Source organism: Robiginitalea sp., assembly GCF_982776155.1.
This window is the reverse complement of the sequence record NZ_CEXZKX010000001.1, coordinates 256,283-281,626: the sequence shown is the minus strand read 5'-3', so window position 1 is coordinate 281,626 and position 25,344 is coordinate 256,283. Positions and strand designations below refer to the sequence as shown.

The following is a 25,344-nucleotide window of genomic DNA, read 5'->3' as shown; positions in this document are numbered from 1 at the left end:
CAGACGGCGGCGATTTCCGCAAACCGGGGAACATCTGCCGCCCTTTCTGTTGCAATACTTTCAACTTTCCGCTTCCTTGCGAATTTACCACTGACTCTATAGGAGATCCCCTACCCGGGTGTCTGTATCGTGCAGTTCATCGATTTTTTTCCCAAAAAACTGTTAAACGGGTTACTTTCGACGTCCAGTTGCAGAGTTTTGCGCGTATTCGAATGAGATTTGCGTGAAGTTTGCCCCGATCGAACCATCAAAGGTGCTTTATCAACAATCAGATGTTGGTATTTTTTTTGTCCCTTACCGTGCAGTTCATCGATTTAATTGCAATTTTCGTCGACTAATCAAAGTTATTGAATGAAGTAAGCACCATATCTTAAACCCTACTTTGACTCATGAGATTTCACCCCACTCGAATCCATCAGAGCCAGATATTTTTTATCCTATTTGCACTGACATTTTTGATTGCCTGTTCCAAGGATTCCGATATCCTGGATTACACCACTGCCAACGGAGGTTCTCCAAACGTGGAACAACAGGAAAAAGACGCTGAAACCGAATCCGGTTCCGAGGAATCCGATGGCGAAGATACTTCCGCGGAAGAAGAAGCCACCGGGGAGGAAACACCCGGGGAGGAAGCTGCGGAAGAAACCACAGATACCGACGGAGAATCGGGCATGGAAGAGGGTTTTGAGAGCCGGACCACGGCCTTTCCCCCATCGGATGATGCATATCTGGAGCGCGGCAAGAGCTACAATGAGTCGCTGATTCGCCTGGAAGAAGGCAACCGCACGAGCTACCTGCTTTTTGACCTTTCCCCGATTGCGGATGCCGGCGGATACATTACCGACGTGAATTTCCAGTTTACCGTCCGCTCAGACGGCGGGGACGGCACCATCGAAGTCTACCGGGGCACATCCACTAACTGGAGCGAGGCCGACCTCGACTCAAACACTGCCCCGGCCAACGATATCCTGCTCGGATCTGTCAACGACGAATACGTGGCGGGGAGCACCCAGGAAATTGTCCTGAGCGCGGCCGATCTGCCGGCAGAGAAAACCACCATCATCCTCTACCACGCCAATGGAAACGACCTGGCCATTGCCTCCAAGGAACACGCTTCCAAGGCCTGGCCCAAGTTGATCGTAACCTACAACCTGCCCCAGGACGCGGCCGAAATTGAGGTAGAGGAACCCACAACTGAATCCACCTCCGAAAGTACCCAAAACGTTGCCCCGAACGCGGTGGCCACGGCTACCCCGGTCTCCGGGCAGGCGCCCCTGACTGTTTCGTTCAGCGGGAAGGATTCCTCGGATGACGTATCCATCCAGAACTATGCATGGGACTTTAAGGACGGGCAGGGCTCAACAGCCATCAACCCGGAGCACACCTTTACCGAGGCCGGCAGCTATCAGGTAACCCTTACCGTTGAGGATGCCGAAGGGCTTTCCGACCAGGCCAGCGTGACCATCACGGTTGAAGAACCCGACAATGCCGCACCGGTTGCCCGTGCCAACGCGAATACCACAGAGGGGCCCGCCCCCCTGGAAGTCCTTTTCAATGCGGACAGCTCCTCGGACGACCAGGGCATTACTTCCTATCAATGGAATTTTGGCGATGGCACCAGCAGCACCAACAAAAACCCGTCAAAAACATTCTCCGAAGCCGGCGAGTACACCGTGCGGCTGACGGTTAAGGATGCGGATGGTGCCACGGATACGGATACCCTGACCATCACCGTTACCGCATCACAAGCGGCCAACCAGGCACCTGTTGCGGTAGCCAAGGCATCGGTACTAAGCGGTAACGCACCTCTGGATGTGCAGTTCAATTCCAACGACTCTTCGGACGACAAAGGGATTGTCTCCTACTATTGGGATTTCAGCACGGACGACCCCTCCTCTGCCAAAAACCCGGTACGCACCTTTACCGAACCGGGTACCTACGAGGTTTCACTCACCGTGAAAGACGCCGCCGGGTTAAGCGATACGGATAACCTGACCATTGAGGTTACGGGAACCTCATCCGGGGGAAGTTCCGGTGGAAGTTCCGGTGGCAGCACGGGTGGAAGTTCCGGCGGGGGCACCAGCACCACGGCCGGCGACTATCCTGCAGGTGCCGTATTGGCGTCCAGTTTTGGCTGGAACGCCCAGGATGCTACCGAGGCCTTTCAAAATGCCATCAAATCCAATAGCAATTTCATCGTAATTGACAAAAAGGCCAGCGACTGGATCATTCAACCCACCCGGTTGTTCGATATCAAGAACAAGACGATCTTCTTTGAGCCGGGTGTAGTCCTTCGGGCCAAAAGCGGCGCCTTTGGGGATACCCATGCCGTATTGTTGATGCTAACCCGCGCCAGCAATGTGACGATCGAAGGGTATGGCGCCACATTCCAGATGAATAAGTCGGAATACACCAGCGGGGAGTTCCGGCACGCCTTCCTCCTGGATGGTTGCCAGGATATTACCGTTAAGGGATTGACTTTTAGAGATAGTGGAGGCGATGGGATCAACCTGAACAGTTATACCGATGGCGGATATTCCCAGAACATCACTATCGAAGATGTTAAAAGCATCAATAATAAGCGGCAGGGTATGAGCATTATCAGCGCCCAGGACGTATGGGTGCGGAATTCGGAGTTCCTGAGCACGAGCGGGGCACAGCCGGAGGCCGGCGTAGACCTAGAACCAAATAAACCCAATCAGCGTCTGGTGAATATCAATTTCATCGGATGCCAGTTCAGGAACAACAATTTTGCCGGGTTTAAAATTGCCCCATTTTTGATGAATTCCGGTTCCATACCGATAAGCGTCAAGGTTGTAAATTCTAAGTTCAGTTACAACAGCAAGTCTACGAATCACACCAAACCCCGTGCTGAGATTTTCCTCGGGGCCAGCGATTCGTATGGCCAGGTGAAGGGGACCGTTTTGTTTGACCGGGTAACCTTTGAAGGGACACACTCGCACATTATCAAAAGCCAGAAACCGACAGATGCCTATAGCGTGGAATTCCGGGATTGCGTGGGGACCAACCTGGTGAAGGATGTCAATGTGTCGCCGATATTCCTCGAAGGCAAGGCAGTTGCCGATAACCTGGGAGGGTTCATCTTCAACAATTTCTATCTGCAGTACAGCCGGAACCAGCCTTTCCTGACGATCAATACGCCTCCGGGGACCATTGTAAAGGATGTGATTGGGACATTTACCGTAAAGGAGCCCTATGACAACCCCCCTTCATATAATAACCGGGCGAACCCATCAAACCCGGCGAACATCAACATTAATATCAATTACACCCACATCAATTGATCAGAATCCCCCGCTAGCGGGGGATTTTTGTTATCTGGAAATCTACGTTTTCGTTATCCGATGCATCCATATTGATATAATCAAAAAGGGGCGCCTGTTGATTCTTACGCTTCACCGTAATATTGCCATGCATGTCTTTTAAGCTATCCGGGATCCAGCGGGTGCCCCGCACCCGGAAAACCGGAACATCGCTTTCGTATTCCAATACCACATCGGTAAAGGTAAATCCTCCCGGACTGGATGGGATCTTATAATGCGGCACTTCCAGGAATATCGCCGACATCCCGGTATCCCGGCAAATATTCCGGGCTATCACGTTCTTGAAGTACACGTGAAACCCTTCGGCATTTTTCCTGGAAACCAATAGCCCCCAGTTTGAATCCTTCACCAGAATATCTTCAAAGTGAATCGTCCCCCCAACCGGGTCCGTTTTATGGGAGTGGATGGTGATTTCTGCACGCACTTTCGGGTTGTCCCTGGAGAAGTTGTCAATCAGGATACAGTCCTTGAAACGGACGGAGATCGGTTCCGAACTGCCCGTTAAATTATGCGTTTCAATCTTGATGCCCGCATTGTAATTGTTGGCAAATTGGCAATTTTCGAAATTGATATTCACCAGCCTTTCGGTTTGCAGGTCGGGTTCCAGATCCACCCCGGCCCCGGGAAAGGTGCCTTTGGTGTCCCGAAATTCGGAATCCTGGATCCAAACGTCCTGTGCGCTTACGATGGAGATCCCCTGCCGTTTGTTGTTGATACTCTTGATCCTGCTTACATAAATTTTTTCCGAAAACAATTTCTTCTCACTCCTGCCGATGGTCAGGCCGTCGCCTCCGCTGTCCCGCAGGACCAGGTTATCGATCACTACATCCATACACCCGCGCAGGCGGATCACATGGCGCCACTCCCCGTCAGTATATTCAGCTTTATTCATGGCCAGGACGTTACCCTTTCCAAGCAACTTGATGTTTTTGCAGTCGACGAATTTGAGCAACGCGTCGATCTTCTTGGGAAAGGCCCCGGGGATGGCCCGTAATTCCACGTTTTCCTCAAAGTGGATCGTTTTGTCTTCAACTCTTACAAACCGCATGGGCCGGAGGTTCCAAACCGGGAAATGACTGTCCAGTATCAACTCCTTCTCAGGGCTGTTCATGGCCATCCGGAAAGCTGTGGAGGCGTCCGACGGATAAAATGAACTAATGGGTTTTGGCTGTGAGAACACCACTCCCGACATCAGGAATAGAGCTACTTTTACAAACCGGGTTATTTTCCAATGGCAAAATGGCATAAGGGTGAATTTGCTGCAAGTTAAATCAAAAGGCATGCCTAAAAAATATTGGACTCCCACCGGTTGATTCTATCGTTGAATTGATTGGAATCACTAACTAAGCGATAAAAGCCGCAGGTTATGGAGAATATTTATCTGCCTTGGAATTTATTGCAACCTTTGCTGCATTTTATACAGGCAATTGGTGCATCCTGTGCAATAAATATGTCGAACATAACGTACGATCGTCCTTTGGGATGGCGTTATGAGACCAATAGATGGCTTTCTGTCAATTGATGAACAATTTCACCGCAATATGAAGATCGACTTTCTCATTACCAAAATGAGTGACGGGGGTGCCCAGCGTGTCGTAAGCCTCCTGGCAAATTATCTTGCCGACAGGGACCACGAGGTTCGGATAATCACATTCCGGGATGGCGACCATTATCCTCTCCACGAAAAGGTGAAACGCATTAAAATGCACCAGAAACCGCTGATCGACTCGGTAGTATTCAGTGGTTTTTTCAGTTTATTGTCCTTTTACCGCAAGAAGAGCAATCGACCCGACGTAATGAGTTCGCACATAGACCTCCTGGGGTACATGACCATTCCCATTGCCCGGATATTCAATATTAAAATCATCGTTTCCGAACACAATAATCATTTATCCCGATATACCTGTCAGGAAAGGTTTCTCTGGAAGTTTTTATATCCTATGGCCAGCGCAGTTACCGTGCTCACCCAGTTTGACTTACCCTATTTCCAGAAGAAGAATCGCAGGACGGTGGTGATGCCCAACCCGTATTCCTTTCAGGTCGCATCCCGGGTATCCCTGTCCGACGAACGAAAAAAAGAGGTGATGGCTATCGGAAACCTCAATCGGGTGCATCACAAGGGCTTTGACAACCTGATGGATATAGTCAAAGAAATTTCATCGATGCATCCCGAATGGAAATTTGTCATTGTCGGGGCCGGAAACGGGGGTCGGCCTCAATTGGAAGCGCGAATAAAGGAATTGGGCATCTCGGATTATGTAACCTTAATGGGTTTTCGCAAGGATATCAAAGAGTTGCTGAGCCGCACAGGCATTTATATTCTGCCGTCCCGATTCGAAGGACTTCCGATGACGCTCCTTGAAGCGATGTCCCAGGGAGTTCCCTGTATTGCCTATGATTGTATTTCCGGCCCCGGAGATATCATCCGCGATGGCGAAACCGGCCTGCTCATTGAGAATCAGAATATGGATGAAATGATCAAAGGATTATCACAATTAATCCAAAGTCCCGAACTTCGTGACAAATTTTCCCAAAATGCACCGGGGTCACTGGAGAAGTATTCAATAGAGAAGGTTGGTGCTAAATGGGAAAATTTAATTGAACAGATTACTTAACAACCTTCTATTCCTTTCACAGGCCATCGAGAGTTAGCATCTCATGAGAGCCAAAAATCGATATGCGTCAATTGTCCGGTAAAAGAAAAATTGCTTTTGTCATTCACAACCTGGGGTCTGGTGGCGCTGAAAGAGTGGTCACACTTTTAGCCAACCATTTAGTTCAGTCCTACCATGTCACCATTATCACACATAAAAAACGGCAACCCTTTTACGAGTTGCACAAAGAAATATGTGTCATCCATTGTTTTAACGATACGCTCAGAAGTCAGAATGCATTGGAGAGTATCCGGAACAATTGGCGCCTGTACAAAAGGGTCAATACGCTGATCCGGGAAAACCGGATTGAACTTTGTATCGGCTTTATGACCACCTCCAACGTCCTTTCGGTGCTGGCATCCCGGAGCAATGGTATCCCCGTCGTAATCAGTGAAAGGAACAATCCCGAGGAAGAAAAAAACAAGTTGTCCCATTTATGGAGATTTCTGAAGAAATACACCTATCGGAAAGCGGATAAACTTGTAGTTCAGAATAATCGCATTAAATCATTGTATATCAATGATATTGACAACAAAAAGCTGCAGATCATTCCGAATCCGATAAACCCGGGACTCAGGCCGGACCCCAATGTCGAAATGTCAAACATCATCCTCAACGTGGGGAGGTTGGAGCGTCAAAAGGCACAGGATACACTGATCAAGGCCTTTGCCAATCTGAATCCATCGGGCTGGGAATTGCATATAATCGGTGACGGCAGGCAAAGGTCCTATTTGGAAGCGTTGATCGACCAGCTCCATATGAACGACAAGGTCCGGTTATTGGGAAAAAAGAAAAATATCCAGCCATACTATGCGAAAGCCAGGATTTTTGTACTGAGTTCTTTATACGAAGGGTTTCCGAATGTATTGCTTGAAGCCATGCAAATGGGCAAGGCTTGTATCTCCACGGATTGTCCGACGGGGCCTTCGGATATTATATCCCATGGGGATGACGGCATACTGGTCCCCGTTGGGAATACAGCGGAACTCGAAGCGGCCCTGAGGGACCTCATAGAAAATCCTGCAAAGGAACGCCAGCTCGGTGAAAAGGCAAAGGACGCAACGAGGCCCTATCAAATCGAAAACATCGCCGCCGTTTGGGAAGAGTTAATAGCTGAATTGCTTAAATAGACCATGAAAATCTCTTCCGTCATATCCGCAGCCGTTGCACGATTGAGAAGAAAAGGCGTAGCCCGTAATATTCTTATTGTATTTCTTGTCACGCTGTTCGTCAAGGGGCTGGGATTCTTCAAGGAAACCTTCGTCGCAGCCAATTTTGGGCTTTCAGAGGTACTCGATACTTTTTTCATCGCCTTTATATTGCCAGGTTTCATACAAAACGTATTCGTCAGTTCCTTTAATCAGGTCTTTATCCCGAATTACGTAGCGGAACAACACGGGGAGAACAACACTGCGTCATTTAAAAGTGCCGTTTTTCTTGTCACATTCTCGATATCCCTGTTTCTGGTACTCGTTTCCTTTATTTTTGCCGATTTCTATATCGAAGAGTTTTTTCCCGGTCACGATGCCGAGTATTACGCCCTGGTAAAATCACAACTTTACTTTTTGCTTCCCTGCATTCTTTTTTGGGGGCTTTCTTCCCTGATTCACGGTTTGCTGAATATAAAAGACGAATATCTCCTGTCATCGACCAGCGGAGTGATCCTACCTGTTACAATTATCCTGACCTTATATTTTGGAAAGGAAGTTTTCGGCCCGAACGTTTTGGCTATCGGCACGCTGTTCGGAGCCGTGTTGTCTTTCTCCTATTTACTCTCGGTAGGTTTAAAAAAAGGGGTGCTAGCCTTATCTACACCCAATTTTCGGAGCGAAAACATCCGAGTTATGCTTCGGCAGGTACCGGTAAAGATGACCTCAAGCTTTTTAACGGGCATGCACAATGTTATCGATTCTTATTTTGCCGCCAAACTGGTTATCGGGTCGGTTTCGGCATTGAATTACGGAAATAAAATACCGGCATTTGCTATTGGCATTTTAGTTATTGCCATATCCAATGTCCTGCTCCCCTACTTCTCAAAAGCAGTTGTTGTCAACCGGAAAAAATCATTCGAAACGCTGTTCCGGCTGCTTAAAACGGTTTTTATCGTAAGTGCCATCGTTGCTGTTTTGGGGATCATTACCAGCGATTTCTTTGTGTCATTGTTCTTTGAAAGGGGCAAGTTCTCGAGTAGCGATGCGGAAATTGTATCGTTAATCCAAAAAATAATATTGATTTACGTACCGTTTAAAACTAGTGGAATGCTGATTGTGAACTTTCTCACCAGCATCAACAAGAACAATGTAATGGCCCTGGTAGCATTTATCAGCGTGGTATTGAATGCGATCCTCGATTATGTCCTGATAGACAGCTATGGAGTATATGGAATTGCGATGGCTTCGACCGCTGTAATTGTACTGAGAAATATTTTGATGTTTTCCTACACCTGGAATCAATACAGGTTGTTTAAATTAAAGCACTAGCCGTATGAATTACGTTCGATGGGCCATACTTGCACTACTACTCCTGCAACTTCCGGGTTTCTTCCTTTTTAACATTGGTCCAAGTCTTGGTTCATTGTCCAGTTACCTGACATCGGGATTGTTATTGGTTTACTTCTTCTTTGCGCAACCAAAACACCGGTTATTTATCCCGTTTATAGTGCTCGGAATTCTGTTTTTTACTTTCAGCACCTTTAATTTTTCCTCAGAGGACGAAACGGAATTCATCAAAAGTTTCCTGCGTTTTATGATAGTGGTCGCATGCGGAAACGAAGTGGTGCAACGAACCAATAACCGGGATTTACTGGTAGTTCTTATTGTGGGCGGCTTGAGCATTATAATTCACGGGGTTGTTTTTCCGGATGCCTATACGGAATTCAGCACGGTTACAGGACGTGCCAGTGGCTTTTATCTGAATCCGAACTATGCAGGCACCGTGGCCCTGGTGGGTTACAGTTTAAGCCTGGCATCCTCGTCAAAACGCCTTCGTTGGACAGGCATGCTGATTTTCAGTTTGGCCGGCTTGCTTACCCTTTCCAGGACATTTATCGTAATCTGGGTCATAATCAATCTGATTGCCTCTGTCCGCAGCAGAAAGAATCTCCTTGGGTTTGCTGTGGGTGGCGCGATGGTCATCCTGATTTTAACCGTTTCCACCTTCCTGGAATTGAACACCGAGAGGTTTTCGGCACTGGAAAGTCTTTTCTCCAATAATGTCCAGACGGAAACAATTACCAAAGATACCCGGATGGATACCTGGGCCAAGTACACGCCTAAAGTATGGGAAGCACCTATTTTTGGCAACGGGTACAACAAATTGCGCGGTAAGCAGTACGGCGGCTCCGGCATCCATAATACGTATTTGATGGTCTGGGGTGAATCCGGCATATTGCCCTTTTTATTTTTAATGGGTTTATATTTCTATTTGGTCCTCGGCTGCCTCAAATATTTCGATACAAACCCGGAGTATCTCTATGTAATTATTGTTATTGCACTTGCAATGCTCGCCAGTCATGGATACTTTGAATCCTTCTTTATGGTATTTATATCCATGTTCGTCTATGCCCGAATCAGAGACTTAAAAAAACAGGAATTACAACCCCCACCGAAGGCCACTGCATCGACCTGATTCTTTGATTATGCCCATTATTAAATCTGAACTCCCATGTTGAATATCCTAAGGCGTATTTATCACTTTTATGTGCGGACATTTGTCAGTGACACGGCATATATAAAAAGAAAATTCAGGAAGAAAATGGGGTATGAACTGAACCTGCAGCATCCCAGGACCCTGAATGAGAAAATCAATTGGTTAAAACTTCACGATAGGACGCCACTACATTCGCAATGCTCGGACAAATATGCGGTCAGGGATTATGTCAAAGGCAAAATAGGCGAAAATTACCTCGTACCGCTCTATTTTTCAACCGAGGACGCAGCGGATATCAACGAGCGCAACATCGATAAGTTCCCTTGTATCATCAAAACAAATCACGACAGTTCCGGCGGTGTATTCCTGAGGGAAAAAGAAGGGGTTGACTGGCAGGAAATACAGGCTAAAATGGCTAAGCGGATGCATCGGAATTACTATACGAATTCTCGTGAATGGCAGTATAAAAACATCAAGCCCCGGATCATTGTGGAGCAACTGCTCCTTGACGATGAAGGCAAGATACCCGCAGATATCAAGGTCCATGTATTTCATGGGAAACCGGAAATGATTCAAATGGATGAAGGACGGGGCACGGACGGCCACTTCAGAAACTGGTATTCTCCATCCTGGGATTTATTACCCATGCGCTGGAGCTCCGTTTTAAAAAATGGCCGGTTAACGGACCCGAAAAATGTCCCGGTAGACAAACCCCGATCTCTGGACAAAATCCTGGAGCTCTCCCGACAGCTGGCCGAACCATTTCTTTATGCTCGAATTGATTGGTACGAGGTGGGCAATCGAATATATTTTGGGGAAATTACGTTCCATCACGATGGAGGCTACCGACCCATTCTACCTAAGGAATGGGATTATAAGCTGGGCGAAAAACTGGATCTGCAGCACCAAAAGTGATCCGTTCGCCCATGTATGTTGAGAAAATCCACCCCCGGCCAAACCATATGGGTTAAAAATGTTCATCAATAAAATCGGGCGTTCACCGTAAATATTGGGTGCTGTGAGAAGGGAAGGCCTATCTTTGTGGCGATTTAATTACAAAAACCCAAATCGTTTGCTGGGGGCATTTTAAAGGTGGATTCCCCTCGAAAAGATTACAACGCAACTATGGCAAGTCATATCGAAAACTTTAAGGAACTCGAAAGGCCCATTATATTTATCGGGAATCCGCGGTCCGGGACCACGATTATCTCTGAAATTGTCATGCGGCATAAAGATATTGGCTATCCTTCCCAATATCAGAATGCCTTCCCAAGGAGTACGACCGTAAATTACCTGAGAAGGGTATTCGACAACAAATACTGGAGGATTTTTGGCCAGAAGAAACAATTGAACAAAGTAAACCCCTTTAACCGCTTCGTCTTTCGCACAGGGGAAAATTATACCATGTGGAAAGCGATTGTGGGCCCGGGTATCGATTTTGACCGGGACTTTTTGCACGATAAACGGGAGCAGCCCGAATACGTCCGGAAAATCCGGAAGTTCTTCAGCAAAATTGTCCGGAACCAGGGGAAGAAAAGGCTGGCTTTTAAGATTACCGGACCCTCGCGCCTGGAATACCTGAACAGCATCTTTCCCGATGCGCAATATGTCCGGATTCACCGGAAGGCGATCCCTACCGTCAGCTCCCTGATGAAGATCGATTTCTGGCCGGATCGGGGCGAGAAACGCCTTTGGTGGACCGGCCCATATACACAGGAGGAGCTAGAATGGGCGGAAAAGCACAAAGACGACCCCATTGCGCTGACCGCCTTCCAGATCAAGAAAGTGAGCGATGTAACGGATGAGGAGGTCAGCAAGCTGAATGTAGACGTGCTGGATGTACAGTACATCGATTTTGTCAAGAACCCGGAGCAGGTCATCAAACAGATCCTGGACCACACGAACCTGTCGTATGACGATGCCTGTTTTGATTACATGAAACGCAACAAAATATTCAACCGCAATAAGAAGGACGAGGATTACTTCCCGACCAAGGACCTGGAAACCATTCGCCAGATTTACCCGGCCTGAGTTCCGGGTTCTGGCACCTTTGCGGAATCAACTGTTCCATGATTGCCCAAAACTCCCCATGGGAAACCACACAATGAAATGAGGATCCTGCAACTCATCAACGGAATGTCCACCGCCGGTGCGGAGATTCTGCTGGTTGAAACCTCGAAACGCTACCTGGAACGCGGCCACCAGGTGGATGTCTGCCTGTTGTCCTCCTACGACGCCCCCCTGCTCCGGGAGTTGCGGGCTACGGAGGGTATCGAAATCCTGAGCCTGGGGGAGAAACAAAATATCTACAGCCCGGTTTGTGTTTTAAAACTGGCCAGATGCCTGAAAGGAACGAAATACGACATCATCCACGTCCACCTGTTCCCCTCCTTTTACTGGGCTGCGCTGGCTAAATACGCCTTTCGCGGGTCCAAACTCATCTATACGGAGCACAACACGAACAACCGGCGTATGGGGAATGCCCTCTATCGGTGGGTCGACAACCGCATCTACCCCCGTTACGACTGCCATATCGCCATATCCGACACGGTACGCGAGCGGCTCGATGCCCATATCAACACACGCCGCAACAAGGTGGTGACCATCTACAACGGCATCGACCTGGATGCGATTCGCAGTGCCGAACCGCTCAAAAAAACGGAAATCGGATTGCCGGAGAACGCAAAGATGCTCCTGCAGGTCTCCGCCTTTCGCCCGCAAAAAAACCAGGAAACCCTGATCCGCGCCCTGGTGCACCTGGACCCGGAATTCCATGTGGTTTTTGCCGGAATGGGGGAACTCATCGATTTCAACAAAGAACTCGCCGACTCCCTGGGCCTCTCGGACCGGGTACATTTCCTCGGGATCCGTCCCGATGTCCCCCGGTTGTTGAAAACGGCGGATATCGTGGTGCTTTCCTCCCATTACGAAGGCCTTTCCCTCTCGAGCGTCGAGGCGCTGGCCAGCGGCAAGCCATTTGTGGCGACGGACGCCCCGGGGCTTTCTGAGGTGGTTGGGGGCGCGGGGATCCTGGTGCCTGACAATGACCCGGACGCCCTGGCCGCCGAGATCCGCAAGTTGGACGAAGACCCGCAACACTACGATGCGGTGAAAAAACGCTGTCAGCAGCGGGCCGAGAAATACGACATCAATACAATGGTAGACAGATATTTAGATCTCTACCGGCAAGTCCTGGGGAATTGAAATTGCGAAACCGATATATGAAATCCGGCCAGGAACCGTTTGACACTCTAAGGGGGCGCTCCCCCGCTAAATTGAAAACCATTCATGCCGGATAAACCAAAACTGTTCCGAGTTGCCACCATCCCCGCATCCATAGCCTTTCTGCTGCGCGGCCAGCTGGGCTATATGTCCGGGGACTACGATGTGGTGGCGGTGGCGTCCTCCCACCCGGAGGGTGCCCTGGAAAAAGCTGCCGAAACCCAGGGGGTACGCGGCTATACCCTGCAATTGACGCGGAAGATCACCCCGGCGACGGATATTCGGGCCGTCTACAAGCTATACCGCATCCTGCGAAAGGAAAAACCGCTGTTTGTGCATACCCATACGCCCAAAGCCGGGCTCGTGGGCATGCTCGCGGCCTATCTGGCCCGCGTGCCCTTCCGGATGCACGACATCGCCGGACTCCCGCTGGTGGTGGAAACCGGGTTGAAACGCGCCCTGCTGATCTGGATTGAGCGGCTCACTTATCGGCTCGCCACACACGTATACCCAAATTCGCACAACCTGAAGTCCCTCGCCCTGGAGTTGCGGCTTGCACCGGACCGGAAAATGTCCGTATTGGGCAAGGGAAGCTCCAACGGAGTGGATACCGAGGCTTTCTCCCAGGATCGCATAAGCCCCGAAACCCGAAACGAGATCTATCGGGAAATCGGGTTTAAACCATCGCACCTGATATTTATCTTTATCGGTAGGTTGGTCCGGGATAAGGGCATCAATGAACTGGTGGCCGCATTTACCGGGCTCTGCAAAACACACCCGGACATCAGGCTCCTGATGATCGGCCATTACGAATCCGAATTGGACCCGCTAAAGCCCGAGACGCACCAGGCCATAGATACGCACCCGCAAATCATGTATGTTGGCCCGAAAAAGGACGTGCGTCCGTACCTGGCTATATCAGATGCCCTGGTATTCCCGACCTACCGGGAGGGATTCCCGAATGTCCCGATGGAGGCCGGGTCCATGGGCTTGCCCGCAATTGTCACCGACATCAACGGATGCAACGAAATCATTGAGCACGAGGTAAACGGCCTGATCATCCCGCCCCAGCAGCTGGAACCCCTCAGGGATGCCATGGAGCGCTTTATCCTCGAGCCCGATCTGCTGGCCAGTCTCGCGCAAAAGGCGCGTCCCATGATCGCGGGCCGGTACGAACAGGAGTCCGTTTGGAAGCTGATCCTCGAAGAGTACCGTCGCCTGGAACAAAGTCATAAAACCGCCTAGGTTCCGCATGTATCTATTCGTAAATTGAACGGCCATGACCTACCGACGAATTAAGCATTTCCTGGATTTTCTCACTGCCCTGATCGCCGTTTTGCTATTAAGCCCCCTGCTGGTAATCATCACGCTGATCCTGGCAATCAGCAACCAGGGGCAGCCATTTTTCTTCCAGCAACGCCCGGGCAAGGACGAACGCCTTTTTAAGATCATCAAATTCAAGACGATGAACGACAAAAAAGACGCGGACGGCAATTTGCTGCCCGACGTGCAGCGCATTACCCGGGTCGGCAAATTCATCCGCAAGGCCTCCCTGGACGAGCTGCTGCAGCTGATCAACGTAATCAAAGGGGATATGTCCATCGTCGGGCCCCGCCCGCTGCTAGTCAAATACCTCCCCCTGTACAACGAGGAACAGGCCAAGCGCCACCGGGTACGCCCCGGGATCACCGGGTGGGCGCAGGTCAACGGGCGCAACGCCATCAGTTGGGAGCAGAAGTTTGCCCTGGACGTATGGTATGTGAACCATATCAGCCTGGCCACCGACCTGAAAATCCTGTTGCTGACTGTAAAAAAAGTCTTCCGGCAGGAAGGTATTTCCGCCAGTGAAAGCAATACGATGCCAACATTTACAGGCAGCCCGCCGGGAACGGAAGCCTGAGGCCCGGAATCGGGTTGCCGGCAACCCGGGGAAGCCCGGCGTGTCGGAAAAATCGACTTAATCGGATTATCGTTTCATTATATAGACGAAAATCCCTGCACTGGCAATAAATATGTAGTTTTGAGCGGACCGCTAGAAACCGGTTAATCGGAACATCCATGAAAACTGTTATGATACTCGGCGGCGCCAAAGGCGTCGGCAGGGAAATTCTGAGTGCTTGCCTCGAGAAAGGGTACAATGTATCTTTTTGTGGCCGGGATGCCCGGGAGGGGAAGGAAATCATCCAGGCGTCCGGGAAGGCAGACCGGCTCTACTTCCACCCCATCGACCTGAACAGTATCAGGGAAATTGAAAATTTCCACCGGGAGACCCTCCGTCGGTTCACCAAGGTGGACGCCCTGGTGGTCTATGCCGGGATTACCCCGGTTGCCTCACTGACCGATACGGATGAGGAAGTGTTCGACAGCGTTTTTAACGTCAACCTCAAAGCCCCGTATTTCCTGTTAAAACACGTTGTGAAATCGATGATGGAACAAAATTCGGGCTCCATCATCTTCTTTGGGTCCGCCCACATGGATTACGGGGAAATGGACCGGACCGCCTATGCGCTAACCAAGAGTTCGCTCTACACGCTGTCTACCCACATTTCCCACCATTACGCCCGGCATGGAATCCGGTCTAATTACGTGGTGATGGGTTGGACGGATACGGAAGGGGAACTGAAATTGCGGGCCAGCGAAGGTAAAAGCGAAAGCGAATTGAAACGGGAGGCCTCAGCCGCTATTCCGATGGGCCGGATGCTCAGCAAGCAGGACCCGGTCCCGGCTGTTATGTACCTGATTTCGGAGGAATCCTGTATGACTACGGGGTCGCTGATCCGGATTACCGGCGGGGAATATATTTAACCGGGGGAGTATAGATAAAATAATATAAGAGGGATAAATTAAAGTTGATTTCGTTGGACACAGCCCAGATAAGCGTTATCGTACCCATTTACAGGATTGAGGCCTATTTGCCTCAGTGCGTCGAGAGTCTTTTAAATCAATCGTTCGAGAATTTTGAATTGATCCTGGTGGACGACGGCAGCCCGGACGGATGCCCGGAAATTTGCGATGCCTACGCCGAAAAAGACCCCCGGGTCCGGGTGATCCACAAGGAAAACGGCGGCCTGGTGAGTGCGCGGAAGGAAGGCCTTAAGAATGCCCGGGGCAAGTACATCGCCTTTGTGGACGGAGACGACTGGGTGGACAACTATTACCTGGATATCCTCTACAAACTGGCCGAGGCAAACGATTCCGACCTGGTGGTGACCGGGCATTTCCGGGAATTCAACGGGAAAATCGAAACAATCAAACCCAAAACCGCCGGGATCTACAACCAGCGGGAACTGCAGGAGGAGATTTTGCCCAACGCCATCTACAACGGGCAATTTTGCGAGCACGGCATTTCCACCTACGTGTGGAACAAACTCTTCAGGCGGGAGTTGCTGGGCCAGGTCCTCTTTGATGTACCCGACGAGATCATCATGGGCGAGGACGCCGCCATCACCTATTCCTACCTGGCAATCTGCAAGCGGTTGACCGTTAGCAAAATACCCCTGTATTACTACCGGCAGCGACACGATTCCATCGTAAAATCCATCGAAAACCCGCAGATGGAATATTACCGGCTCGGTTTGCTGATGCACTACCTGAAAACCAAGCTACAGCCGGTGCTCGACGAGCAAAACCTCAGCGAACAAATCCGATATTACCTGTATTCCCAGATACTCGTCCGCTCGGGCGGGCTCATCTACGACAGGGACGACAAATTGATATTCAACCCCTTTGTTGGCGTTACACCGGGGTCGAAAGTAATTGTCTACAGCTCGGGATCCTTCGGGCAACACGTCCTGACCACCAATAAGAGAAACCGGTTTTTCAATATCGTCCGTTGGATCGATATCGATTACCACGAATTGCACGTGGATGAAATCTACGTAAGTCCGATCAGCGCCTTTGAGAATGACGCCTTCGACCATCTGATCATCGCCACCATCAATCCGTCGAATTACCGGGCCATCAAGCGCGAGCTGAGCCTGATGGGCGTGGACGAAAAGCGCATCGTACGGATCAACACGGATGAAGAGGAAGTCAGCGGCCTGCTGGCGGAATTGGGTTTTGACAAAGACTTTAAATTCCGGGGAAACTAAACCGATATGCAAATGAAGAAAATCATGATCCTTGGCGGGAACCCCGAGACGGCTGTATTGGTCAATACGGCCCTGTCCATGGGATACTACACCATTGTAGTAGACATGGGACACGGCTCCCCGGCAAAGAAAAATGCGTCGGAAAGTTACGATATCGACGTGTTTGAAGTGGATAAAGTTGTGGCCCTGGCCAGGGAACGGAAGGTGGACGCCGTATTGGTGGGGGTGGCGGATATCCTGGTAAAGCCCTACCGGGAAATATGCGAGAAACTGGGCGTGCATTGCTACGCAACCGAAAAGGCCGTTGAGGCCTTCAGCAGCAAGGACGGTTTCAAGCGCTATTGCATGGAGCACGATATCCAGGACATCCCCGGGATTTACCTGCATGCCTCCTCCCCCATCGAAAAGCCTGAGGGGCTGGATTACCCGCTGATGATCAAGCCGGTGGACAGCGGCGGCGGGGTGGGCATGAAGATCTGCCGGGACGACGCGGACTACCGCGATTCCGTGCGGGAGGCCCTGAAGCATTCCAAAAAAGGCGTGGTCCTGGTGGAAAGGTATATGGACTGCGACGATATGGCGGCGTATTACACATTCCGCAACGGCATCCCCTACCTCTCGGCCACGTACGACCGGATAACCCAAAAGCAGGGCGATGCAAGCCCGGTTGGGATCGGCGCTATCTACCCTTCCCGCCACCAGCAAACTTTTGAAAAGAACATCCACCCGAAATTGTCGCGCTTCTTCCAGTCGCTGGGCATCCAAAGCGGCGTGCTGAACCTGCAGTTTTTTGTGGAGGGCGACGAATTTTACGCTTACGACCCGGGATTCCGGCTCCAGGGCGAGGCGCCCCACATCCACCTGGCGCACATCAACGGGTTCGACCACCGGGAAATGCTGATCGAATTTGCCTTTACCGGCGAATTCGGCAGTGACGACTTTCCCGATAAAAACGACCCGGGCTTCCAGGGGAAAAGCGCCTGCACCTATTGGGTGCTGCTCAAGGCCGGGGAGATTGCCTCAATCCAGGGGTTGGACACCATAAAAAAGGACGAAAGCGTCGTGTTTGTCATGCAGCGCTTTCAACAGGGGGATGTGGTCCAGCCGGAATGGCTGGGTACCGAACGTCAGGTTTTTGCCCGGATATACATCGAGGCAGATTCCATCGGCGAAATCAATGCCAAAATCACTGATTTTAACGACCGGTTGAAGATTGAGGATACCCGGGGGGAAAACATGATTATTTCGCACCTGCACCCCTTTGAAGAAAAGGAATACAGCTAAAACAAGATTTTGACAATGAATCAAAAGAATAACCATTCGCATACGAAAACTGCCGTGGTAACGGGCGGTTCCAGGAATATCGGGTTTGCGATCGCCGAAAAATTCCACGAACTCGGGTATCGCGTAGCCATCCTGAGCGTTTCCGGGAATAGCGCCCAAACGGCCGCGGAGAAATTGGACGCCACCGGCAAACAGGTAATCGGCATCCAATGCGATGTAACCGATGAAGCGTCGGTGGTGGCGGCACTCGAAGCCACCCAAACACAATTTGGGGGTATCGATATCGTTGTTAACAGTGCGGGGCTGCTGGATATGTGCAGCATCGAGGAAATGACGGCCGACCATTGGGACAATATTATGGAGACAAACGTCCGGGGTACATTCACCACGGTTCAGAAAGCGATCCCGTACCTGGAGAAGAGCCCCGCCCCGAGGATCATCAACATCTCCTCGAATGCCGGCCGGATGGGCGGGTTTGAAAACGGGCTGGCGTACAGCGCCTCCAAGGGGGCCGTTATCGCCCTCACCTATGGCCTGGCCAGAAGGCTGGGGGATAAAAAAATTACGGTGAATTGCATAGCTCCCGGAACCATCGAATCCGATATGTCCGCGGCGCGAAGCGAGGAAACACAACGAAAATTAAAACAGCGATTCCCCCTGGGAAGGTTTGGGACGCCCGAGGAAGTAGCGGCTGCGGCCTGCTATTTTGCCAGCGACGAAGCCGGCTTTACCACGGGGTCCGTACTGGATGTCAATGGGGGGTTATTCATGGGATAAATCAAAAATATGGCAAAGAATATATTGGAATGGTTCAGTTTAGAAGGTAAAAAGGCCCTGGTTGTAGGCGGTGCCGGGGATCTCGGCAAGGCAATGGTGGAAGCCCTTGCACAAGCCGGGGCCCAGACCGTCATCATCGACTTTGACGAGCGGGTCTTTGAACTGTGCGACAAGTTCCGGGCCGATGGCCTGCAGGTAGACCCCATCCGGGCAGATGTCAGCGAGATATCTCAGGTCCGGGAATCCTATAAGGAGGCCCTGGAAAAGCTGGGGGGTACCATCGATATCCTGGTGAACTCCGCCGGGATCCAAAGGCGATACCCGAGCGAGGAATTCCCGGAGGAGGAATGGAGCAAGGTGATTGCGATTAACCTGGACGCCACTTTCTACTACTGCAAGTACGCTGCCAACGACATGATTAAGAATGGCGGCGGGAAGATCATAAACATCGCCTCCCTGATGAGCTTTCTGGGGGGGATTACCATCCCGGCCTATGCCGCCTCCAAAGGGGGCGTGGCGCAGTTGACCAAGGCATTGTCCAACGACTGGGCGGCCAAGGGAATCTGTGTGAATGCCATCGCCCCGGGATATATGGATACGCAGCTGAACACTGCGCTGATTGCAGACAAGAAACGGACCGACGAGGTGATGCTTCGCGTGCCGATGAAACGCTGGGGGGATGGCGAGGATTTGAAAGGCCTGACGGTTTTCCTTTCTTCAGCGGCCAGCGACTACATTACCGGGTGCGTGATACCCGTAGACGGCGGTTACCTGGCCAGATAAAGCGATCAAAATGAGACTGAGCATCCTGATACCGCTCTACAACAAGGAGCAATACATCGACCGCTGTATGGACAGCCTCTTGGCGCAGGGACTGGCTCCCGGCGACTTTGAGGTAATCCTGGTCGATGACGGTTCAAAGGATGCATCGGCTGCTATTGCCGGCCGGTACGCAGCGGAACACGGGAATGTCCGGTTGATCAGCCAGGAAAATGCCGGGCCGAGCGCCGCCCGGAACCGCGCCCTGGAGGCCGCCGGAGGGGATTACGTGTATTTTCTGGATGCGGATGACCTGCTGGCGGGCCACGTTGCCGGAAGGCTCCTCGACATCTGCGAAGAAAACAACCTGGATATCCTGGAATTTAATTCCAGGGATATCGAGAACCACCTGGTGGCCGATGCGGACCTGGAAGGATCCCCCGATGGGACAGAATCGGTAACCCCCGTTGCGGACGGGCTGACTTTTATCTCCAGGTACTATTTCAGGAACCAGGCCTGGCGGTACTTTATTAAGCGGGCATACCTTCTGGAATCCGGCATCCGGTTCCCGGAAGACATGCGGGCTTACGAAGACCTTATTTTTACGGCGAGCATCATCCTGCATTCCAACCGGATGGCCCGCGTTGAACTGGATGCCCACAGGTATGTCATCGTACCGGGATCCATTGTCACCAGTAAAGACCCGGAGATCAACCTCGGATTCATCCAGGGAATGGTCAAGGCCGTGGGGGAATTGAACCGACTCATCCGGGGCCTGGATAATTCCCATAAGGCGTATGCGGGCGTGGTGAAAAAGATGCGAACCAAACAGCAGTCTATCGTATTTGCGCTGTGCCTGCGGGTATTTAAATATCGCCTGCACAACCGAAGGGACCTGAAAAAAATACTGGATCAACTCAGTGCATTCAAGGCCTACCCGATGGACCGGAAGATCCGGGAAATCGACAACGGGAACGCATTTCACAGCAGGATCATGGTCCCGATTTTTAATAACCGAACCCTGTTATTTTTAGGAGCAGGCATCATGAGGCTTGTCCCGCGCACATAAAACAAACTTAAACCTTCAATTATGATTGGATTCCTCGTACCGGTAAAGAGTGAGCAGCTGTCGTCCGACTGGCATTTGTTCAGCCAACTCGTAATGCGCAGCCTGAAATCCATCAGCGGGCAGAAAGATGGGGATTTCCAGATCATTGTGGCCTGCCACGAACTGCCTGAAAACCCATTGGAACACCCGCAAATCAGCTATATTCAGGTAGATTTTGAACCGCCCCGGTTAACCGAGAACGGCGATTGGGAGGAAGACAGGCAGCGCAAGGAGGCCGATAAGGCCCGGAAAATCGTAAGCGCCTATGAGTATGCCAATGAGCACTTTGACGTGGATTATTACATGGTAGTGGACTCGGACGACCTGATCCACCACGGCATATCCAAATACGTAAATGCGCGCGTAGGCACCAACGCCCCGGGCTGGTTTGTCAAGAAGGGGTATTTCTACCGGGAAGGCGAGAAACTGGCCTGGAAAATCCGGTCCAATTTCAACGTCCGCTGCGGCACCTGCATCATCATCCGCAAAGACCTCTTCCCGCAACTGATCATCAAGGACCCCTACCTGTACTACTATCACGAGAAAACCGAATTGGCGGACGGGGTAACCCTGGAGCCCCTGCCTCTTGCAGGAGCCCTCTACAGCATGGCCAACGGGGAGAACCACTATATGTCCAAAAATATCATGGTGAAAATGGTCAACCAGACCAAGTTTTTCACCCTGGACCACATCCGGAGCGTGATCTCCAAGGTCACGAGATATCGCCCGAGACTGATCGGGAACCGCTTTAAGAAAACATATAATTTTTACAGTATATCGCAATAAAGGAGCCCCACTCTTAAAGAACCCGGAGCCGAAAACCTCCCCTACCCGGCCGGGACGCAAATTCCCCGGCCGGGCATGAAACCTACAAGGCTGATGATTGAATCCATAAATGATCGCGTAGCATGGAAGGCATTGCTGTCAAAGGCATCTTGCAAGGACTTCTATTTTACCTACGAGTATCACGAGATCAGCAAAACCAGCCATCAGGAAGTAATTCTGATCCACTACGCCCAGGAGAATGGTTGCGGCGTTTTGATGCCCCTGCTGATACGGGAAATCCAGGGTACGCCTTACCGGGATGCTACCTCGGTGTACGGCTATGCCGGGCCGCTTTGGATTGGAAAATTTGACGATATCGACATTTCCCGGTTTCACCGGGAACTCAAAGCCCACCTGAGAGAACTCAAGGTAGTCACCGTCTTCTCCCGCCTGCACCCATTCTTTCTGCGGCAGGTAAAATTACTCGGCGGGTTCGGGGAAATTGAAACCAAAGGGCAGGTGGTAAACATCGATGTATCGGCTAGCCCCCAGGAGCAATGGAGGGGCGTCAGCAAAAGGTTTCGTACGTATCTGAACAAAGCGCGGCGTATGTATCGGATTCGCAGGGGCCTCACGGAGGCGGATCTCGAAATATTTATGGACCTGTACCGGAAATCCATGAACCGCCTGAATGCCACGTCGTTCTATTTCTTTGAGGATGCGTACTTTCAGGGAATGTACCAAAGCGAATCTTTTGAGACGGACATATTGATCGCCGAGGACCCGGAAACCGGGAAATCTGTTTCCGCGGCCATGTTTGTCAGTTGCGATGAAATCGTTCAATACCATTTATCCGGGACGCACCCCGACTATCTGGAGCTGCATCCGGTAAAGGCATTAATCGATGAAATGCGCCGCAGGGCAACCGAAAAAGGCCGTCGTTTTTTTAACCTGGGGGGCGGCCTGGGCAGCAGCGAGGACAGCTTGCTGGAATTTAAAACCCGCTTCAGCAAGGACCTCAGGTGGTTTCGGGTATGGAAGTACATCAACGATCCGGAGGTGTACAGCGAATTGACCGAGAACCGCCTGGGCCGGAACTGCCCGGACGACCCGGCAATATGCAAAACGTTTTTTCCCTGCTATCGATGTAAATTATTGGAAAAGGATTAAGCCAGGCGTTTATGAAAATCCAGGAGAACCCCTTTGTTTCGGAACCATTTATCAGCCTTTGGTTCAAACACTTCGGCAAAGGTCGGACTCCCCGGGTTTTCCCCCAATTTCCAGGACTGACCTTCGTCAGACACCCCCGGCTCCCGTTTTTGATCAATGCGGGGGCGACCCAAACCAAGGGGGTTTCACACGGGGAAATCCCCACCGGCGGGAATGGGATCGGGAATAAGGTACTACTGGTTTACGACGTGGCGGAATATTTTGACGTGCCGGTCCCGGATCGGTCTTCGGGGATTAAAGTAAGGCGCGTGCGCCAGTATCCGGGCTTCCTGGTGCAGACGACAGGGTTCCGGGATGTAGAGGAGTACCTCCAAAAGCACATCAGCAAAAACAGCCGCTATAAACTGAAAAAGTACCGGAGGAGGCTGCACGAAGTCTTTGATATCCGCTATGAAATGCACGGTGCGGACATTTCAGGGAAGCGTCTGGATGCCCTTTTCGATGTATTCCGTAAACTCCTGGAAAAACGGTTCGACGGCAAACAGATTGTAAACAACAACCTGGATGAAAAGGAGTGGGCATTTTACGTAGCATCGGCCCGTGAGATGATGCAATCTGGCACCGCAGGCCTTTTTGTCGTTTATTCCGGGGAGGAACCCGTGGCTTTTACCCTGAACTATTTCTCCGGGAATGTCGTTTTCGACGCGATTACCACATTTGATGTCGCCTATGAAAAGTTCCATCTTGGCACGGTTTCGCTCATGGGCCTGCTGAACTGGTGCATGCAAAGCAACCGATCCCTGGACCTGTCCAAGGGGTATTTTGAATACAAGAATCGCTGGGCAAACAGAAAGTACTATTTTGAATACCGGATCTATTACAGTCGGAGTTCCGTAAGCGGGAAACTGCTGGCAGCGGGAATTGCGGGATTCTACCGGGTGAAACAATGGCTGCGCGGGCAGGGTTGGAACGAGCGGTTCCACCAGCTGACCTACCGCCTCGGGAAACCCAGGGGATACGACTCGGAGCGGCCCATCCCCTACCTCCTGAAAGAGCCGGCCAGACCCCTCGATTCGGAAATCCAGCAGGAAGTGGTTGCCGGTTCCCCGGAATGGCGGAAATTACGGCCTCCCCTGTTTGAATTCCTCTACCTGAACCCCGGGAATATCACCAATACGCGTATTTTTAAACTCGGGGAGCCCGGAGTTTATCTGATAAAAAATCCAAAGGCACAGGCCCGGGTTGAGATTCAGGAGGCTCCCTGATCGGTGTGGAGAGATGGGGGTATTCTGATGATGGTTAGGGTATTCTTGTGAAGGATTTCAAGGTAATAAAAGTATGGCAGGCGATTCCCAAAGGATTTATGAGTTTTACTACAACCTGTATGTTGGCAGGCGCCTGCCGGACGCATTTGAGTCTGTTTGCTACAGGGGGCGGGAATTCCGCCCGGGCGAGGGAGAAAATGCCCCGGAGGTCCCGGGGAAGGCTAGGATTGCCAAAACGGCGCTCATTACGCATTGCCCGTCCTATCTGGATTATACCCCGAATCCGCGCCCTGCCCAATCCTGTAAGAAGCTATTCCGCGTCCGGGGCTTTGCCATGGATCTGACTGGGGTGGATTCGGCCCGGGAATACCTCGGAAAATATCTGAACTCCGGTTTCCGAACTTCCCTGAGAAGGCGGTTGCGGGGTCTTGAGAACAGCCTGGAATTGCGGCATGAAGTGTTCTTCGGGCATCTGGAAGATGGGGTGTACCTGGAATTGATGCGGGATATGGAGCAGATGCTCACCCGCCGTTTCAACCAGCGCAACGAAGAGCATATGTCCCTTTCCAACTGGGCCTATTTCAAGGACCGCACCCTGGAACTGGTCCGGGAGAAAAAAGCGTCGATATCCGTAATCTACGATGCGGAAAAGCCCATACAAATCTGTCTGAACTACCATTTGGACTCCGTCGTTTTCCTGGCTATCCCCGCCTATGATATCGACTACTCAAAGTATGGCCTGGGAATCATCGGGGTCTATAAAGTGCTGGAATGGGGACTGCGCAACGGGGTTACTAAAATCGACATGGGCTTCGGGGCCCTGGATTATAAATTGCGCTGGTGCAATACGAGCTATGCGTTCCGGCATTACCTGTTTTATGAGAAAAATTCCCCGGCCTCCCGGTTCTTCGCAGTAAAACACATCCTGAAAACGCGGGTTGTGGTTTTTTTGCTGGACAGGAAAATCAACCTGCTTTGGCGTAGGTTCCGGAATCTCTGGCGAAGGAAACCGCCCCCCGAATTACCCGCCTATCGGGTGACCCGGATAACCGGGCAGGAAGATCGGGTTGCAGGCCGCCCCCAGGTCTACCCGTTTTCCGATCCCGACTATGCGTTCCTGAAGCATGCCTTGCTGAATTTCGCCTACAGGGAACGGGTACGCAGAACAGCCATACGGGTGTTTCCAACCCGCCGGGAAAAGGAATACCTTTTCGACTCGGGGAAAAACCGGATCCTCGTCTGCCTGTAGCACCCGCA

Annotated in this window: 21 protein-coding genes; 20 read left to right on the top strand and 1 reads right to left on the bottom strand. The window is 51.1% G+C overall.

Annotated elements, in window-relative coordinates:
- Positions 1 to 389 precede the first annotated feature (389 nt).
- Positions 390 to 3,305: a PKD domain-containing protein gene (locus tag AC3DKS_RS01090; protein WP_272607173.1), complete on the top strand. Its 2,916-nt coding sequence runs from the start codon at positions 390 to 392 to the stop codon at positions 3,303 to 3,305.
- Between the two features lie 13 nt (positions 3,306 to 3,318).
- Here AC3DKS_RS01090 and AC3DKS_RS01085 read toward each other — a convergent pair whose 3' ends face one another.
- Positions 3,319 to 4,590: a right-handed parallel beta-helix repeat-containing protein gene (locus tag AC3DKS_RS01085; protein ID WP_272607172.1), complete on the bottom strand. Its 1,272-nt coding sequence runs from the start codon at positions 4,588 to 4,590 to the stop codon at positions 3,319 to 3,321.
- Positions 4,591 to 4,885: 295 nt separating this feature from the next.
- On the opposite strand from AC3DKS_RS01085, the gene AC3DKS_RS01080 reads away from it, so the two are divergent.
- From AC3DKS_RS01080 to AC3DKS_RS00990, 19 genes are all read left to right on the top strand, one after another.
- Entirely contained in the window at positions 4,886 to 5,959 is a 1,074-nt protein-coding gene (locus AC3DKS_RS01080) for a glycosyltransferase family 4 protein (protein ID WP_474731532.1), read from the top strand.
- Positions 5,960 to 6,021: 62 nt separating this feature from the next.
- The gene (locus AC3DKS_RS01075) at positions 6,022 to 7,128 is read left to right on the top strand and encodes a glycosyltransferase family 4 protein (protein ID WP_083760710.1); all 1,107 of its coding nucleotides are present in this window, start codon (positions 6,022 to 6,024) and stop codon (positions 7,126 to 7,128) included.
- A gap of 3 nt (positions 7,129 to 7,131) precedes the next feature.
- On the top strand, positions 7,132 to 8,478 hold the full coding sequence (murJ, locus tag AC3DKS_RS01070) for a murein biosynthesis integral membrane protein MurJ (protein ID WP_015754644.1): 1,347 nt from the start codon (positions 7,132 to 7,134) through the stop codon (positions 8,476 to 8,478).
- A 4-nt stretch (positions 8,479 to 8,482) separates the two neighbouring features.
- Positions 8,483 to 9,625 carry an O-antigen ligase family protein gene (locus AC3DKS_RS01065; RefSeq protein WP_272607170.1) on the top strand — a complete coding sequence of 381 codons (1,143 nt, stop codon included), beginning with the start codon at positions 8,483 to 8,485 and terminating at the stop codon, positions 9,623 to 9,625.
- A gap of 36 nt (positions 9,626 to 9,661) precedes the next feature.
- Positions 9,662 to 10,561 (top strand): ATP-grasp fold amidoligase family protein, encoded by a 900-nt coding sequence (locus tag AC3DKS_RS01060; protein ID WP_049764857.1) that lies wholly within the window; start codon positions 9,662 to 9,664, stop codon positions 10,559 to 10,561.
- 210 nt (positions 10,562 to 10,771) lie between these two features.
- Positions 10,772 to 11,677 carry a sulfotransferase gene (locus AC3DKS_RS01055; RefSeq protein ID WP_015754641.1) on the top strand — a complete coding sequence of 302 codons (906 nt, stop codon included), beginning with the start codon at positions 10,772 to 10,774 and terminating at the stop codon, positions 11,675 to 11,677.
- Between the two features lie 78 nt (positions 11,678 to 11,755).
- Positions 11,756 to 12,850 carry a glycosyltransferase gene (locus AC3DKS_RS01050; RefSeq protein ID WP_272607169.1) on the top strand — a complete coding sequence of 365 codons (1,095 nt, stop codon included), beginning with the start codon at positions 11,756 to 11,758 and terminating at the stop codon, positions 12,848 to 12,850.
- Between the two features lie 84 nt (positions 12,851 to 12,934).
- Positions 12,935 to 14,113 (top strand): glycosyltransferase family 4 protein, encoded by a 1,179-nt coding sequence (locus tag AC3DKS_RS01045; RefSeq protein ID WP_015754639.1) that lies wholly within the window; start codon positions 12,935 to 12,937, stop codon positions 14,111 to 14,113.
- Positions 14,114 to 14,147: 34 nt separating this feature from the next.
- Positions 14,148 to 14,768, top strand: coding sequence for a sugar transferase (locus tag AC3DKS_RS01040; protein ID WP_015754638.1), 621 nt, complete (start codon positions 14,148 to 14,150; stop codon positions 14,766 to 14,768).
- A 158-nt stretch (positions 14,769 to 14,926) separates the two neighbouring features.
- Positions 14,927 to 15,673: an SDR family NAD(P)-dependent oxidoreductase gene (locus AC3DKS_RS01035; protein WP_015754637.1), complete on the top strand. Its 747-nt coding sequence runs from the start codon at positions 14,927 to 14,929 to the stop codon at positions 15,671 to 15,673.
- A gap of 53 nt (positions 15,674 to 15,726) precedes the next feature.
- Positions 15,727 to 16,959, top strand: a complete 1,233-nt coding sequence (locus tag AC3DKS_RS01030; RefSeq protein WP_041327173.1) for a glycosyltransferase family 2 protein — start codon at positions 15,727 to 15,729, stop codon at positions 16,957 to 16,959.
- Positions 16,960 to 16,971: 12 nt separating this feature from the next.
- Positions 16,972 to 18,243 carry an ATP-grasp domain-containing protein gene (locus AC3DKS_RS01025; RefSeq protein WP_272607168.1) on the top strand — a complete coding sequence of 424 codons (1,272 nt, stop codon included), beginning with the start codon at positions 16,972 to 16,974 and terminating at the stop codon, positions 18,241 to 18,243.
- 15 nt (positions 18,244 to 18,258) lie between these two features.
- Positions 18,259 to 19,020, top strand: a complete 762-nt coding sequence (locus AC3DKS_RS01020) for an SDR family NAD(P)-dependent oxidoreductase (RefSeq protein ID WP_015754634.1) — start codon at positions 18,259 to 18,261, stop codon at positions 19,018 to 19,020.
- A 9-nt stretch (positions 19,021 to 19,029) separates the two neighbouring features.
- Positions 19,030 to 19,803: an SDR family oxidoreductase gene (locus AC3DKS_RS01015; RefSeq protein WP_272607167.1), complete on the top strand. Its 774-nt coding sequence runs from the start codon at positions 19,030 to 19,032 to the stop codon at positions 19,801 to 19,803.
- A 10-nt stretch (positions 19,804 to 19,813) separates the two neighbouring features.
- Positions 19,814 to 20,848: a glycosyltransferase gene (locus AC3DKS_RS01010; protein ID WP_272607166.1), complete on the top strand. Its 1,035-nt coding sequence runs from the start codon at positions 19,814 to 19,816 to the stop codon at positions 20,846 to 20,848.
- A gap of 21 nt (positions 20,849 to 20,869) precedes the next feature.
- Positions 20,870 to 21,673 carry a hypothetical protein gene (locus AC3DKS_RS01005; RefSeq protein ID WP_015754631.1) on the top strand — a complete coding sequence of 268 codons (804 nt, stop codon included), beginning with the start codon at positions 20,870 to 20,872 and terminating at the stop codon, positions 21,671 to 21,673.
- Positions 21,674 to 21,748: 75 nt separating this feature from the next.
- Positions 21,749 to 22,822, top strand: coding sequence for a GNAT family N-acetyltransferase (locus tag AC3DKS_RS01000; protein ID WP_272607165.1), 1,074 nt, complete (start codon positions 21,749 to 21,751; stop codon positions 22,820 to 22,822).
- Between the two features lie 11 nt (positions 22,823 to 22,833).
- Positions 22,834 to 24,087 carry a GNAT family N-acetyltransferase gene (locus AC3DKS_RS00995; RefSeq protein ID WP_272607164.1) on the top strand — a complete coding sequence of 418 codons (1,254 nt, stop codon included), beginning with the start codon at positions 22,834 to 22,836 and terminating at the stop codon, positions 24,085 to 24,087.
- A gap of 73 nt (positions 24,088 to 24,160) precedes the next feature.
- Complete coding sequence (locus AC3DKS_RS00990) at positions 24,161 to 25,336, top strand: GNAT family N-acetyltransferase (protein WP_272607163.1); 1,176 nt, start codon at positions 24,161 to 24,163, stop codon at positions 25,334 to 25,336.
- The last annotated feature ends 8 nt before the right edge of the window (positions 25,337 to 25,344 follow it).